Below are 15,762 nucleotides of genomic sequence, written 5' to 3'. Positions count from 1 at the left end.
AAAAAGCCCCCTCTATTAAAATAGAGGGAGCTAAAATCGAAATTACTAATATTACTTAGCTTTTACTTCGATGTTTAATTTTTGAGCGTTTTTACGTTCGCCTTTATCTGTAACAGATGCGTTATCGATTACTTTTACAGCTACAGTATCAACTAATGAGAAGTTAATTGGTGCAGAAAGAGTTACACGTAATGTGTTTTCTTTACCAGCCACTACAGCAGCATTTGATAATGCTACAGTTGAAACTTGACCATCAACGATTAATGAGAAGTCAGAAGCGAATGTACCACCAAATTGAACTGCTTCATTATAAGTTAATTCAATAGTTTCATTATCAACAATTACAGCAGAAGTTAATTCTGGTGCTTTTGTATCTTGTACAGCAATTGTTTGCTCGTAAGCTTTAACAGTTTTAGTACCTGCTAAGTTTTGAACGTTTGATACTTTCATTACAGCTGTTTTATTATCAGCAGTAATTGTACCTTCAGCTAATTTAATTGTTGCTACTTTGTTATCAGCAGAGATAGTAATAGTTGCACCAGTTAATGCTTTACCATCTAATGTGTAGTTAGCCAAATCAGTTGCAGAACCTGCTACTGCGCCACCTTTAACTGCTTCTGGGAATGTAACTTTAATCGTGTCAGCAGTAGTTGTATCAAATGCACCTGCAGCCATTTCGAATTCAGTTGAAGTTTTAGCAGTACCGAAATCAAATGTCATGTTGAATGCATCTGATTTGTTAGCAGCTAATGCTAAGTCTGTTACTAATTCTTTGTTGAATGTTACAGCTAATTTACCTTCAACTAAAACTGGAGTAGCAAATTTGAATGATACTTTCTTAGAACCTTTTTCAACTGAACCAGTTAATGTGTTTAATGTAGAGTCAACTTTACCTTCAGCATTTACTACAGTTGCGATATCACCGAAGTTGATACCAGTTTTAGCAGCTAATGCTTCGTTGAATTCTACAACGATTTCTTCTACTTTACCAGCTTCATCAACAATGATGTCATAGCCAGTTGCTACTGGTTTAACAGCGTCTTTTGTTAATGTAACAGATTTTGTAGTAGCAGCAAACTTGTTACCTAAAGCGTCAGTCATTGTACCGCCTAATACTACTGTAAAAGTACGTGAATCTTTGTTAGCAAAGATTGTGTTGTCTTTTAATTCTACTAAGAATTGTTTGTTGTCAGATTTTTCTACAACAGTTGCAGTATCACTTGTTACAGCACCTAATAACTCATCTTTAACAATACCGTTAACTAATGCAGCTTTTACAGAATCAACGTTCATTGATTTGTCGAAAGTTACTAAAATAGTGTTGTCGCCAGCAGCTTCGATTGTAGCTGTTGGTGCTACAGTGTCTACAGATACTTCAAATGCTTTTGATGCTTTAACTGATTTGTTACCAGCTGTATCTACAACGTTGAATAATTCAACAGTGTGAGATTTACCAGCTTCAACTGTAACGCCAGTTAAAGTAATTGTTTTACCTTCAACTTTAGAAATTGTAGCTTCTTGACCGTTGATTTTTGCAGTATTTACTGTTGCAGCTTCAGTTAAAGTTACAACTACTGTATCAGTAGCTTTACCTTTAGTTGTTGCTTTTACAGAAGCAATTGTTGGAGCAACTTCATCTTTGTAAGTTACTACAGAAACGTATTTAGCAGTTTTTACTAAACGATCTTTAGCAGTACGGATTGGCTCTACTACTACAGCAGCATCTTTAACGTTGATTGCTGTTGCAGAGTTTAATGTTAATGTTTTGCCATCTTCAGATAATGTAGCAGTATCTAAAGTTGTACCTTGGATTGATACTTTGTTATTAATATCAGATTTTAATACTGCTTCGCTGAATTTAACTTCAACAGTTACGCCGTCAACAATGTTAACTGACATTACTTTTGGAGCTTCAACTTTGAAAGTTACTGTAGCAGTATACTCTTTACCGTCGATTGTGAAAGTTACTTTAGTTGCTTCGTTAGCTTCTAAAGCTTTTTCTAATGCAACTACATGAGTAGAATCATCAGATAAAGTAACGTTTAAAGTTTTAGCATCTACTGCTACTGCTTCTTTAACAGTTAACTCAACTGCTGTGTTGATAGTTTTGTTTAAGAATGAAGCGAATTGACCACGAGTTACTGTGTTTTTAGGGTTGAAGTTTTCAACTACAGTAATACCTAAGTCACGTAAAGCTTGGATTGCTTCACGAGCTTCTGCTTTAGCAGTTGCTAAGTCAGCAACTTTAACATCTTCGATTTCAGTAGCTAATTCTACTAAAGTAGTATCGTTGATTGCTTTGAAAGCGCGGTCTAGAACTAGAGCCATGTTTTCACGAGTGATTTTACCAGAAGCGTTTAATGCACCGTTAGAACCGTTGAATACACCAGTATCAGCTACTAATGCAGCATATTTTACTAATTCTTGGTCTTTAGCATCAACAGCTACATCATTGAAACGAGCTTTTGTTGCGTAGTCAGCTGGGATTTCGAAACCTTGAGCTTCTACCCATTTACCTAACATTTTTACAACTTGGCCGCGAGTTAGTTCTTGGTTTGGTTTGAATGTGCCGTCTGGGTATCCTTGGATAATGCCAGCATCAACTAATGCGTTGATGTTCACAGCATGTGAGTTTGTGTCAGCAACGTCTGAGAATCCAGCAGCAGAAGCTACAGGAACGATTGCAGATGCTACAAGAGTAGCTGTAGCAGCAGCTGCTACGAATTTAGTATATTTCTTAGGTTGGTTAGCCATAGAATGATTTCCTCCAATAAAAACATTTTTTTATCATTTTAACAAATGTTGTCTCGTATATTACGATAACATTAATAAGTATATTAGTAAGATTTTTTTATGTCAATGCTATTTTAGGAAAAATAAAGTAAACCAACTAATACCAGTAATATCAATACTTTAATTATCAGAACTTTAAGTAATATTATTTGGTAATTATTATTTTACATGGTAATAATTAGTTTTATAATATAATTTTCATATTCTCGTAATATTGTAAATCAACATAAAAATGATATATTTATGATTCCCTTATTAGTATATTAATTACAAATATAGATCTCTAATCCCATTAAAATTATATGTCACTAATTCATCTTTTTAAGAAAGTAGAATGTACGCGCCGAAATATAGACTGTTAGTGAGGCAATGTAGAACATTCGCTGAAGAATTAGAAAGTTTCCTACAATAAATTGAACAAAACACATATAAAGTAGATACCACATAAAAAAAAGAAAAAGCTATCTCTGACGCTAAAGATAGCTTCCTCTTTCTATAAAAGTACCAATCCAGTTACCGCCCCGGTAACAACGACAATCCAAGGCGGCATTTTCCAGTAAGCAAGCATGCTGAATAACACTACGGCCAATGCAAAATCCTTTGCCTCCAAAATTGAACTCGTCCAGATTGGAGAATATAATGCAGCAATTAAAATACCGATAACAGCGGCATTCACACCCAAGATGGCACCAGTAATTTTCGGATGGTTGCGTAGTTGATCCCAAAACGGAATTGCGCCGATCACCAAAAGAAACGCTGGTAAAAAAATTGCAACCGTTGCAATGATTCCACCTTGCCAGCCATTCATCACCGTCCCTAAATAAGCGGCAAATGTGAAAAGTGGACCTGGTACGGCTTGTGTAACACCATACCCCGCTAAAAACGCTTCTTCGTTCATCCAGCCTGTTGGGACGAACTCATTTTCCAACAGCGGGAGCACGACATGTCCCCCGCCAAACACAAAAGAACCGGAGCGGTAAAAACTATCAAACATCGCTATCCAATAAGAACCTGTCGCCTCTTTCAACAGAGGTAAAGCTACCAGTAAGCCAACAAACAACAGAAGGCAAACCCCTCCGACCTGTTTAGAAACAGGGAAGCGCGACTGTAACACTCCACCTTCATTCTCCTGTTTCAGCAAAAGAAACCCTATAAACGCGGCAATCAAAATAACTCCTACTTGGCTAAAAGCAGTTTGCCAAAGAAGCGTCACAAGCAAGCCCATTATGGCAATTGCCTTTCTTTTCAGATCGGGTGTCAGATTTTTAGCCATCCCTATAATGGCATGGGCAACAATCGCCACCGCCACAATTTTCAACCCATGAATCCATCCGGCATTTCCAACATCAAACCCCGTCATAAGCAATGCAATTGCAATAAGCGCCACTACTGAAGGAAATGTAAACCCAATAAAAGATGTGATTCCCCCTATAATACCAGCGCGCATAATTCCAATGCCGATTCCCACTTGGCTGCTAGAAGGTCCGGGCAGAAACTGGCACAGCGCTACTAAATCGGCATAGCTTTTTTCATCCATCCATTTTCTTCTGCGTACGTATTCTTCATGGAAATATCCTAGATGAGCAGTCGGTCCTCCAAAAGATGTCAGCCCTAAACGTGTAGAAACCAAAAATATTTCGATAAGTGATCTGATTCGATATTGCTTCGTTGAATTCATCGCCAGTTAACTCCTTAAGACTATTTTAGAAGCGCAACCTTCTATAACTACTTTCTGTCTTACTTAAAAGTAGCACTTCTCTCTTGCTACACATAGATTATTTCTTATAATTTACATACTTTTTACACTTACTTTGCAATAAGGATTATAATGAAACTAGATTTCTATTACACTGTTAATATATGTGTTATTTTCTTCAAGTTAGGGTATTAATCATATGTTAATAAAATTATTGAGGTGAATTTATGTTCGAGTACAAGTTTTGGCATCATCTTTCGCACCCATCGCAACTCATACATAATATTGAACGTAGCGAAGATCAGAGACTTTTAGGGTATCGGAGAGTTTTGCTGACTATTTTTGGTTTTACATTACTGTTCTTTATCATTCGTAATTTCTGGGGGATGAATACAACCGATTTAACCGCACTACTTGTAAATGGTGAAGGAGATTTGTATAGTTTCGCCAGACTGATGTCTTTAATCGGTGCGATTCTAGCAGGTATTTTATTTTTTATCATTCATTATTATGTCATTACATATTTGATTCATTTACTGACAAATATTGATTATGGCTGGATTCGAAAAATACAGCTTTACGTCATCTTCTTTGTTGTTCTTGAAAAACTGCTGACGGTGATCATCTTTGCGATAGCAGGATATTCTACTCAGTTTACTATGTTTTCACTGGCACCTATGATGGCATACGTATATTATCATGACTACTTATTGTTCTTCCTGAATCAATTAACAGTTGCATCGATAATTACGGTATGGATTCAATACATATTTTTATCGAATTGGACAGATCGACCGAAAGCGTTGCTGTTTAAGTTAATACTTATTCAAATTGTATTGGCATCGCTTGTTGCGCTATATAGCATTCTTCCTGTTTTAACTTGGATTGAAGGGTGGCTTGGTCTGTAATGCGTATGACGAAAAAAGTGAAGATCTTTAGTGCAGTTGTCTTATTGTTTGTGTTGGTGAACGGTTATTTATTACTAAAAGACAACGATATTATTATGAAAAACTACTATATAAATAATGTGCAGTTTGCCGTAGCCGATTATCATGAAAAAGTTTTGGAAACCGATGCTGTTGTTGCAGCGAAGCAGGAGCATTTCATCGCAGCGCCTGTACAATCGATTAGCGAAGTGCTCGTTACACAAGGGCAAAGTGTCAGCCTATTAACGGAGCTAGCCATTTATAAACCGGAAGAGGCCGAACGTGAAATTACACGCCTTGAGACGGATCGCGATGCGTATGAAAACGAGCTATCAGAATTGGAAAGAATCGTTTCCGATTTACAAAATGAAAGCAACAATTCTTCACCGAGTACTGCAACTGATTCAACAACCCTTGGTGACAACGATATCTGGAATATTAATTTAACGCTAGAGCTTGGCATTGAACAAAATACGCCAACAGCAGAAGGTATTGCGATTATCCAACGTTCGATTGCGGAAACAGAGCGCCAGATTACTATTTTGGACAGTATGATTTCCCAGTTAAGTAACAATAATTCCTTAACTACACCAGTTGACGGGATTGTTAAAGAGATTGTGCTTGAAGGCGATTCGATCATTTTCCAAATTCAATCGCTTGAGAAGAAGTTTGTTGCATATGTGAAACATGAAGACTGGAAGGAAATCGAAATCGGTCAAAAGGCTTCAGTAATATTAAATGAAGGCAAAGAAGACGAGCTGATCATTGATGGAGATGTACTGGAAAAACAGCAAATTCCTGCACGTGATTCCATTGCATTTAATGAAATGAAAAAGAACGATAAAGTAAAGCCGGATGATACGGTCTATGAAGTTAGCATTGAACCAACTGACTTATTAACGGAAACACCGATTGGTATTCTTGCCGATGCAACAATTACAATATTTGAAGCAAATGACAGTTTCCAAGTAGATGAGAATTGGCTTGTGAAATATGAACAAGACAATACAGAAAACCTCATTTATGCAGTCGGAGAAGATGGGAAAACTAGATTAGAACCGGTTGACCTACTATTCAAGCATAAAGCGGAAATTGAGCAAGATGATTTCATGTATGGCGAGCCAGTTGCGGACACTGTTGATGAGGAAGTCATTGAAGAGGAAGCTGTAGTTACTGAACCACGCATCCGAACTGTTGAACTCGAAGATTCCAAAAATGAGGATACAGCGAAGGATGAGGATTTAGAAGACACAGCGGTATTTACAGCACCAATCGCACCAGAGCAAATTTTCATTGACGGCGACGAAAAAAACCTGTTCGCCCCTACCTTCAGACCGTATCCATTACGTACGTTTGAATGGACGTATGTTGATGCAACATGGAAAGACGCTCTTTGGTATTTAATTAAATAAAACAAACAATAAACGGTGGGACATGCTCTTCTTTCCCACCGTTTTAATATGTATACAGAACACTGTGTTTTACTGCCTTTCTGTACGGGTAAAGACATAAAAATAAAAGTGACGGAAAATAGAAAAGGAGTCGAAACGAATGAAAAAAAGAATAACAAAAAGTTTCATAGCTACTACTTTGTTCGCTTCCGCATTATTTATAGCGAATGATGAAGTGTTGGCGAAAAAGACTTTTTATGATGTAGAAAACAGCCAGAATTCCCATACAGAAGCCATCCAATATTTAAATAATTTAAATGTGTATGATTACAAATCCGGCAATCAATTTAATTTCAGCAAACCTGTTTCACGGGCAGAAGCATCGAAAATTCTCCAAACGATTCTATCAAGCGATTCGGCCCTGGCCATTCCAAAAGTACGGTCTTATAACGGAAAGTTCAAAGATGTAACGAATTCGACTCCTTTTACGAAGGAAATTATTTGGGCATATGAATCAGGTATTTTTGACGGGGACGAATACGGCAATTTCAATCCGGATCAGCCAGTAAAGCGTTCGCATCTATCTAAAATATTAGTAGAAAGCCTGAAACTAAACGGCGGTACGAAGGTCAGTTTTAAAGATGTTTCAAATTCCAGCTGGTACTATGACTATGTAAATATTTTGGCGAGCCACGGTATTACGACCGGCAATGAAAAAAATCAGTTTTTACCGAATAATAATGTCACAAGTGCACAAATGGCAACATTTTTATATCGGGCACTGAGTTATAAAACGACAGGTGAAGTAATCAGCGAACCCGCGCCTCCTACTGCCGAAAAACCTGAAACTGCTACAGCAACGTACAATAGCGAATATGACTTTACGTGGAAGCAAACAGGAAAAAATTTGGACTTTGAATTAGAAGGTATCGATAACAATAAGATTGTTGCACGCTACATGACAAAACAAGGAAAAAGCTTCTTCGGTGCACAGGACCTGCAAATCGGCATAAATAATGCAAGCGATGTAAAAGCGAAGTACGGAACGAAAAACGCAAATGTACAACGCGGAAATATCATTTACAATACGCAAGCTTCCAATGAATATAATTTCTATTTAATAGATGACTATTACGTAACGTTTTTCTATGATATTCATAAAAAGAATGTTATTCGCTCCATCCTTTATGTCCATAAAGACTATGAAGTGAAGAAAGATGGCTATTACGGCGATATATCGGATACACAAAAACATTCCGAACAGCTAATGGTCGAGCTGATGAACCAGGCACGTGCCGCTGAAGAAGTTCATCCACTAACACATTCACCGCAATGGGCATCGATTGCACGAAAGCATAGTAAAGATATGATCGATAACAACTATTTCTCTCATACAAGTCTTTCAGGTAAAATACCATATGACCGTATGATCAGCGGAGGTATGAGTGAGTCCGAGCTGAGAACATGGGGCGAAAATATTTCGTATGGTCACTACAATGTCATTTACGCCCACGAAGGCTTTATGAATAGTAAAGGGCATCGAGACAACCTACTGCAGCCCGCCTATAATAACGCGATCGTAGGCCTGGAGTACAGCAGCAAAAAGGCCCCATATTTTACGATCAATTTCTATTAAACTAATAAATCCAGTCCCTCTAATTATAGAGAGACTGGATTTTATACTTTCGTTACTTCCACACGGTTCCGTCCGTTTTCTTTTGCTTTATATAAAGCTTCATCCGCTTTTTCGATGATGTTCTTCATCTGGACGCCGTGTAGTGGATAGTTTGCAATACCCGCTGAGAATGTAAGAGGTATTCCTGCAGGACTGATAATTTGTTGAACATTTCCCCGTAATAATTCAACGCGTTCATATGCTTCTTCAACCGTTGTTTCTGTAAAAACAAGAATAAACTCTTCTCCTCCGTAACGGCAAGCTAATTCATTTTCTTTTAAAGATTCTTTTAATTTAATTGCTAATGCTTGCAGTACTTTATCCCCTACGATATGTCCATGTGTATCATTAATTGATTTAAACCAATCCACATCCAGCATGATGAGCGTATAGTCTTTTCGTTGTTCAGTAAGCAATTGTATTTTCTTTTCGAAAGTAGCACGATTCAATAGATTTGTCAGTGAGTCAATTGACGTTTCTTCTTCCAGTGTATTTACTTTTCCATGTAAAAACGAAAAACTGTGGATGAGTGCTTCTTGTATTTTATACACTTCGTAATACCATGCCCGTATTTCCTTCAGCTTTTTCATCTCTTGCTCTTTCACACTGTTTTCCGATATTTCCGCTATTCTTTCAAGAGGACGAACAATCTGACTGGCCAACAAAAAGACGACAATCGTTGATAATATAATGAATGGTAACCCAATTTTCAACACACTTACCACCTGTTGCCCAACCATACTAAGCGCTGCATCATATGGTGTTTGCACGATAATTCCCCACCGTGTTTGTTCACTCTGGCTGAAACCCGACAGCATCGGCTGATCAAGTGTATTAACAAATGTTAATGCACCGTGCTTTTCATTTAATAAACGGGCGACGACTTCATTTTCCGAAGCATCTGCCCCTAACCGCGCTTTATTCGGATGATAAATAATTTTCCCTCGCGTATCGACCACGTAAACATAAGAGCCATTTTCATAAGGGTGCTGGCCGAGAATCGACTCAAAAATATTGGATTCATATAAGTAGATATTCCCGCTTAAAACCCCTTTAAATGCTCCTTGCTCATCATAAATCGGCATGGAAATGACAATCAATTTGCGTCCGGTTGGCGAAATAAATGGATCTGAAATGAAAGGCTTATATTTGTCATAGTTTTTCAGTTCTTTTAAGAAAGGAATATTTTTTCCAGTTTCACCGAGAGTTTGAGGTGCATTCACCAAAACATTTTCTTCCGCATCAACAATGAGAACAGAACTAAATGTATCTCCACGTAAATAAAGACGATTCACTTCTTCTTGCAATTTATTTATATTATTAAAGTTATTTGCGATCTCTGTTGCACTATAACTTAATGTGTTAGTTGAATTAGCAATAAATTTATCGACTGTTTCCGCTAATTTCAGCGCGTATACCCGGTTATTTTCCAGTGTCTGTTCCTGCATTAATTTCATATTGCCTTTGTAGGTACTGTACACACCGACTAGTGTAGAAAGTACAAAGGCAAGTGCAATGACTGAAATAAATAAATATTTTAATTTAATGATATTTCGTAACGAAAACATTACAATCTCCTAGTCCAAATATAGACATGTATATTCGATTTAATATAATTGCTAGTATTATAACATAGCATGACTAACACTATTTCAGCTTGTGCACCATATTTATGACAATCTTGTTAGGGATTTATGTATTTAATCAGTAAAAAAGCATCACCAAGTCATTTTACCGATTTGGCGATGCTGCTCGTTATCAATTAATTAAACTCAATCGTCTCTGGTGATGCCCCTTTTGTATACGTAATATCCGCATCGGATGGCAAATTGCGTATTTCTTTCACATGATTACCCTCAATGATTATTTTACCGATTTTTGTACCTTTAAAGTCAATAATCGCATTTCCTTTTTTAGGGCTGATTGTTACCGTTTTATCTGCAAATCCAACTCCGTGGAATTCCGCATATTCACTAAATACCGCAATACCGTTTTTAATATCTGTATTTTCTCCTAGTGTAAGTGAAATACTTGGGCGGTTCATAATTAACTTTCCTGTTTTATAGTTTTTATAATCGTACACATTTTCCGGTACGATCGGCTCCGGTGTTTCTTCTGTACCAGACTTCAAATTAATTTGAACTAATACCGGATCATGGTCAGATGCACGGCCCTGCGCTTCCGTAAAATTCGCATTAATATGAATCATATCAATCTCCGTTATTTCTGCAAGATTGTTCGATACTAAAATGTGATCCAGTACTTGGTTGTTTCCTTGGAAATAGTAGCTGAAGCGATCTTCCACAGGTGCCTTGTCGACCATATTCGTCAAAACGCCACCTTTTAATGTTTCAAGAGCCGGTGTAAATTCAAAGTCATTCATATCACCCGCTACAACAATGTTAACGTCCGGATCTTTTGCAAGACCTTCATCGATAAAGTCATTGATTACCTGTGCAAGCTCAATACGCTCCGGCTCAGATCCTAAAACCGGTGGCTGTGTTGGACCCCATAATGAATCGTCTCCACCTTTAGAATTTAAATGTGCACCAATAACGACAATGCGCTCTTCCTGGAATTCAAATTCCGCCGCAATCGGTTTACGTGTATCTTCAAATTTCGAAGGATTCACAAACCCTGGATTCAATGCAAGGCTACCCTCTTCTGTCCATGCATTCGCCTGCTCTCCTGTACCATTCGGCCCTTCAACAAGTGATACACGTTCAGGGTTGTACAAGTATCCTACACGGATATTTCCGCCTGGTGCACCACCGCTTGTATTATTGATCGGCATAACATCAATCCAGTCATACTGAGGACCACCTGCTACTTTAATTGCGTTAATTAAACGCAAGTAACTTTCTGATGCATCGGCATTACCTGAATCTGTTTGACCGTCATTATCCTGTACTTCCACTAATGTAATAATATCCGGTGACTTCATATTATTTACAAATGTCGAAGCAATTTTTGCTGCTTTTTCATCGGATGTATTATCCTTGTTATTCGAAAAGTTTTCAATATTGTAAGATGCCAAGTTCAGCTTGTCCGCTACCGGTTCAAGATGCGTTACTTCCTGCTGAATGTTCGTCTTTATTACTTCCGGGAATACTTTATTCGTATTCAGACGGTAACCATCAGAGAAGTTTTCCACAAACCCGATCAGCGCATCATTAAAGCGATCGCCAGATTCATAGTTTTTCCCTGATACCCCTTCAAGCATAATCTTTTCCGGGTTGTAATCATCGGCAGCAATATTTAACCCGCCATTGTCGTTAAACTTATTGTTTGTTGTGCTAGGAACGACGATTGGTGAATCATTGTTATACATCGGCCCTACTACTCTTGCGTCTGGGAATGATAAAAGCATATATTCAATTGATTCCCAGAAGTCTATTCCATCTTCCTGCGGGTCAAAAATTGCAAAACTGTCATTATCGATTACTCTGTTTGGCGGGAATAAATCTTCACCGATAACAAGTGTTTCAGGTACAGCATCCGTACCTGTTTTTTCGATTTTATTAGCAGCAATTTGCGTATCTTTTAAACGTGTATTTCCGCCGACTTCATTTACAGTACCCGTTACTTTCACTGCATCTCCTACAGCTACACCATGCGCTGATTTGTTTACTTTAATCGCAGTCGATTTCACACCATCGAAAGGTGTATTTTCTTGCATAATGAAGTTAGAACCGTCCATTACAAATGTTACGACACCATCTACATCGTTTACTTGTAATCCTGCATACGGTGAAGTATGACTTGCCCCTTGAATGTCGCTGATCGTTGCATTGTCGGTATCAATGATTTCATAAACGAATGTTGCAACCGCGCTGTTCGTTAATCCGTCTTTTACGGCAACAGCTTTAATTGTCATCTGTTTGTTGACAGTAATTGCACCCGTATACTCTGTATTTGCTGTTGTAGGTGTCGAACCATCCACTGTGTAATAAATTGTTGCACCCTCTGTAATTGTAGAAAGTGTTACATTTGTGCCTGCTGTTACGCCACCTGTATGAGAAGCTTGGACATCCTGCACTTTTGTCGTATCTTCAATAATACGGATTGGAAGAAGCTGATGGTTAGTAAATTGACCAACAATCCCTGTAATTTCCCCATACGTTTTTCCACTTACTAAACCTGAATCTCTTAATTTATCATAAATTGCAAAAGTGCCGGCTGCATCTTTTCCTGTAAAGTTTTGGCCAGACCCGGTAGTCTCTACGTTCTTTAGTGTTACTAAACGAGATTCATTGTTTTCTGCAATACCTGCGCTTGTGATAACTTGCGGCTCCGGTACTGTTGATGGAGTTGGTATACCAACAAGAGAAATATTGGTTAACTGCTTAAGCCCGCTGTATTCAGCAACTTTACCTTGAACGGTAACAAGGTCTCCAACATTTGCTGTAATACTGTCCGCTGGGTAAATTGCAATCGCTGCACCCGTCTCGTCCTGAATATGCGCTGTTGCTGTTTCAAGTTTTGCAGTGACTATTCCAGAAACGATTACTTCCTCATTGATTGCTTTATTACGTGCTTCTTCAATTGAAATTGCTGTTGGTGCTGTTTTAATTGTGTAGGCAAATGTTGCAACTTCGCTATTGTCCAAATCTGCTGCTGTCGCGAATGCTTTAATCGTCGTTGCTTCATTGATAACAATACCTGTGGAACCATCATAAACCGTACTTTCTGTTGTCGGTTCAGAACCATCTGTTGTGTAATAAATTGTTGCGCTCGGTGTAGCCGTTGTTAGCGTTACTTTTGTCCCTGCATAAACTTCTCCGGCTGTCGGGGAAGCTTTGACAGATGCTACTTGTGTCGGTTCTTCTGGATCAGGTGAATCATTACCAACAAACTGAATGAAACTAGGTGATTTTAATCCTGCATGGTTACCAAAGTATTTTTCCAGCGAACCTGTTATTACTACTTTTTTACCAAGATTTCCAGGATTCGTTTTTAATCCGAATTCTGCTCTGAATGATGCCGGTAATTGAATGTAAATCATTTTCGTTACATCGCTTTCACCCGGAGTGTCCGCAATGGCGATATTCGTATCCGTTTCAGCTTCTACTACATAAGAGGTTTCACTTTTCGCAAAGCCTACTATATAACCCTCTACTGTAACATTTGGTTTAGCTGAAGCTGCATCAAACTGACTGATTGCTTCACCAACCCCAATAGTACCTGTTGTTTCTGCCTTTATAATTGCAAAGTGAGGAAAAATTATGGAAATTACAAGTAAAAATGATAAAGCAATTTTGGAAACGTAATTGAGTCCACTTATCTTCATTTGTTTAGCTCCTTATGTTTTTTTTGGCTAGTCATTTTGAATTTTCCGTTGGGCCTTAGTAAATCACTGTCTCGCCTTCAACTGTTAACCCATCAATATTAATATTTACATTTGGTGCATTAATAACGAGGTCGCCTGCAATCGTCCCCGTTCCAGTTGGCGTCAATGAGTAGCTACCCGTTGCTTTAGCTTCTGTAATCGTCACATTTCCGGTTAATGTATGACCGTTGAAATCAAGATTCACAAGACTCGTCAAATTAATGTCCCCTGTTAATGAAGTCATCAATTTAATTGTGTCTCCATGTTTCGCTGTTTTTAGCGCTTGATTCAGTTCCGTTATAGTTCTTACGTTAAGCTTATTATCAATAACTGGCGGAGTAGGTGTCCCGCTTCCCCCACCAGTACTTGGTGTTCCTGGATTTGGTTTTGAGGTGCTTGGTACATTCCCTATAATCACCGTAACTATTTGCGAAGCAATCTCAGCATAGTTTATAATAATTTTTTCTGCTGTTGAACCTGCAGGAATCGATAATTCATTTATTTTTAAGCCTGCACCTACCGTAATCTGAGTATTTGGATTATTAACTGATAACGTATTAACAATTCCTTTAACTTTTAACGCCAATTCTACTGCTGTTGTTAATAATAATTGACCGATCGTAGCATTCCCTTTAATATCAAGTTTTGCTGAGGATTCTACCGTTGCTTTTGTAACCGTCCCGTCTAGATTAATCAGTGTAACCTTTGCCGTTATAGTGATTTCATGTATTACTGTATCCGATACAATGGATACATCGTTACGCTTCACATATACTTTCCCTGCGCGGGAATTTTCTAATTTTACTTTAGTGCCTGATTTTCCATCTGCAGCAAATTTATTATTCATTGAAGCAATTGAACCGGCAACCTGATCATCAACAATTAAATCTCCCGTAATTTTTGCACCTTCAAACTCTACCTCTGTCAGTACAGCAGATGTGATCGTTGCATTACCCGTTACCGATACATTCCTTACCGCTACATAATCTGCATTAATTGTTAACGAGTCGATTGACGCAGTTGAATCCAATACGACACGAGATTCAGCTGTACCAGATTTATTTAGTTTTACATTATTAATTTTAGTCAGGACTCCGTTCTCAACAGTTGCTGTAATAGTAGCACCTGTTAAAGCGGTTTTATTTGTTTCAGTAAAGATAGAAGATATAGAAGAATGGAATGAATAGGTAGACCCGTTAATAACAATTCCTGATGCTTCATAATTTTCAACTTTAAATGTTACACTTTGAGCAGGTTGTGGCGTTTGGTTTCTTACTGCTTCTGCGCGTGTAATAAACGCAGCCATTTGTCCACGTGTTACATTGGAAGATCCATTAAATAATGTAGCAGTCTTACCTGTTGTTACATTGTTTTCAAATAAAGCAACAATTGCTTCCTTATAATCTATACGCACATCCGTGAAAGGAAGTGCATCTACATTTTCAGCATTTAAATTTAAAGCATTGGCAATGATTTTTGCTACGTGATTACGCTGAATATTTGCTCCTTGACGGAATGTCCCGTCTTCATAACCATCGATAATCCCCGCCTGCTTCAGAGCTGCAATCGCTCCATAATACTGGTGGGATATTGGAATATCTTTAAATTTTGGATTGGTTACGTTTTTAGTATCTAGTTGCAGGACGCCCGCAATGATTTTTGCCGCTTGTCCACGAGTCAGGTTTTGTCCCGGCTTGAAAGTACCATCTTGAAACCCATTAATAATGCCCCGCTCACTTAAACTTTTGATAGCATCATAAAATTGATGAGTAGGTTTGACGTCACTAAAACTACTCGCTTCCGATACAGTCGGCGCAACTACTACAACTGCTGAAGCAGCAACCGCCATTGCTGTTATTGCATTAAAATACTTCGAAGACTGCCTTTTACTCATAATTATAAAAATACCTCCACTTCGCTTTTGGAATTCTTTCAATCGAAAATATAGTAGA

Annotated in this window: 8 protein-coding genes; 3 read left to right on the top strand and 5 right to left on the bottom strand. The window is 38.0% G+C overall.

Annotation, left to right across the window (positions count from 1 at the left end):
* Positions 1–51: 51 nt before the first annotated feature.
* Together MHH37_RS03365 and MHH37_RS03360 are read right to left on the bottom strand one after the other, a co-directional pair.
* On the bottom strand, positions 52–2,754 hold the full coding sequence (locus MHH37_RS03365; RefSeq protein WP_342574976.1) for an S-layer homology domain-containing protein: 2,703 nt from the start codon (positions 2,752–2,754) through the stop codon (positions 52–54).
* Between the two features lie 532 nt (positions 2,755–3,286).
* Positions 3,287–4,471: a chromate transporter gene (locus MHH37_RS03360; protein WP_342574975.1), complete on the bottom strand. Its 1,185-nt coding sequence runs from the start codon at positions 4,469–4,471 to the stop codon at positions 3,287–3,289.
* 245 nt (positions 4,472–4,716) lie between these two features.
* Here MHH37_RS03360 and MHH37_RS03355 point away from each other — a divergent pair, with 245 nt between their 5' ends.
* The 3 genes from MHH37_RS03355 to MHH37_RS03345 all read left to right on the top strand — a co-directional run bounded on the left by MHH37_RS03355 (position 4,717) and on the right by MHH37_RS03345 (position 8,442).
* On the top strand, positions 4,717–5,397 hold the full coding sequence (locus MHH37_RS03355; protein WP_342574974.1) for an amino acid transporter: 681 nt from the start codon (positions 4,717–4,719) through the stop codon (positions 5,395–5,397).
* Entirely contained in the window at positions 5,397–6,827 is a 1,431-nt protein-coding gene (locus tag MHH37_RS03350; RefSeq protein ID WP_342574973.1) for an HlyD family secretion protein, read from the top strand. Before MHH37_RS03355 ends, MHH37_RS03350 begins: the two co-directional genes overlap by 1 nt.
* 139 nt (positions 6,828–6,966) lie before the next feature.
* Complete coding sequence (locus MHH37_RS03345) at positions 6,967–8,442, top strand: S-layer homology domain-containing protein (protein ID WP_342574972.1); 1,476 nt, start codon at positions 6,967–6,969, stop codon at positions 8,440–8,442.
* 41 nt (positions 8,443–8,483) lie between these two features.
* Here MHH37_RS03345 and MHH37_RS03340 read toward each other — a convergent pair whose 3' ends face one another.
* The 3 genes from MHH37_RS03340 to MHH37_RS03330 form a co-directional block, all read right to left on the bottom strand.
* On the bottom strand, positions 8,484–10,049 hold the full coding sequence (locus MHH37_RS03340) for a sensor domain-containing diguanylate cyclase (RefSeq protein WP_342574971.1): 1,566 nt from the start codon (positions 10,047–10,049) through the stop codon (positions 8,484–8,486).
* 194 nt (positions 10,050–10,243) lie between these two features.
* Positions 10,244–13,771 (bottom strand): chitobiase/beta-hexosaminidase C-terminal domain-containing protein, encoded by a 3,528-nt coding sequence (locus MHH37_RS03335; protein ID WP_342574970.1) that lies wholly within the window; start codon positions 13,769–13,771, stop codon positions 10,244–10,246.
* A 55-nt stretch (positions 13,772–13,826) separates the two neighbouring features.
* A complete protein-coding gene (locus MHH37_RS03330; RefSeq protein ID WP_342574969.1) occupies positions 13,827–15,704 on the bottom strand; it encodes an S-layer homology domain-containing protein in 1,878 nt (625 codons plus the stop codon).
* Positions 15,705–15,762 lie beyond the last annotated feature (58 nt).

Origin of the sequence: Solibacillus sp. FSL K6-1781 (genome assembly GCF_038630735.1) — a bacterium.
In the GTDB taxonomy this organism is placed as follows: Bacteria; Bacillota; Bacilli; order Bacillales_A; family Planococcaceae; genus Solibacillus; species Solibacillus silvestris.
The sequence above is the reverse complement of the archived record's forward strand: the minus strand, read 5'-3'. Positions and strand labels throughout refer to the sequence as shown.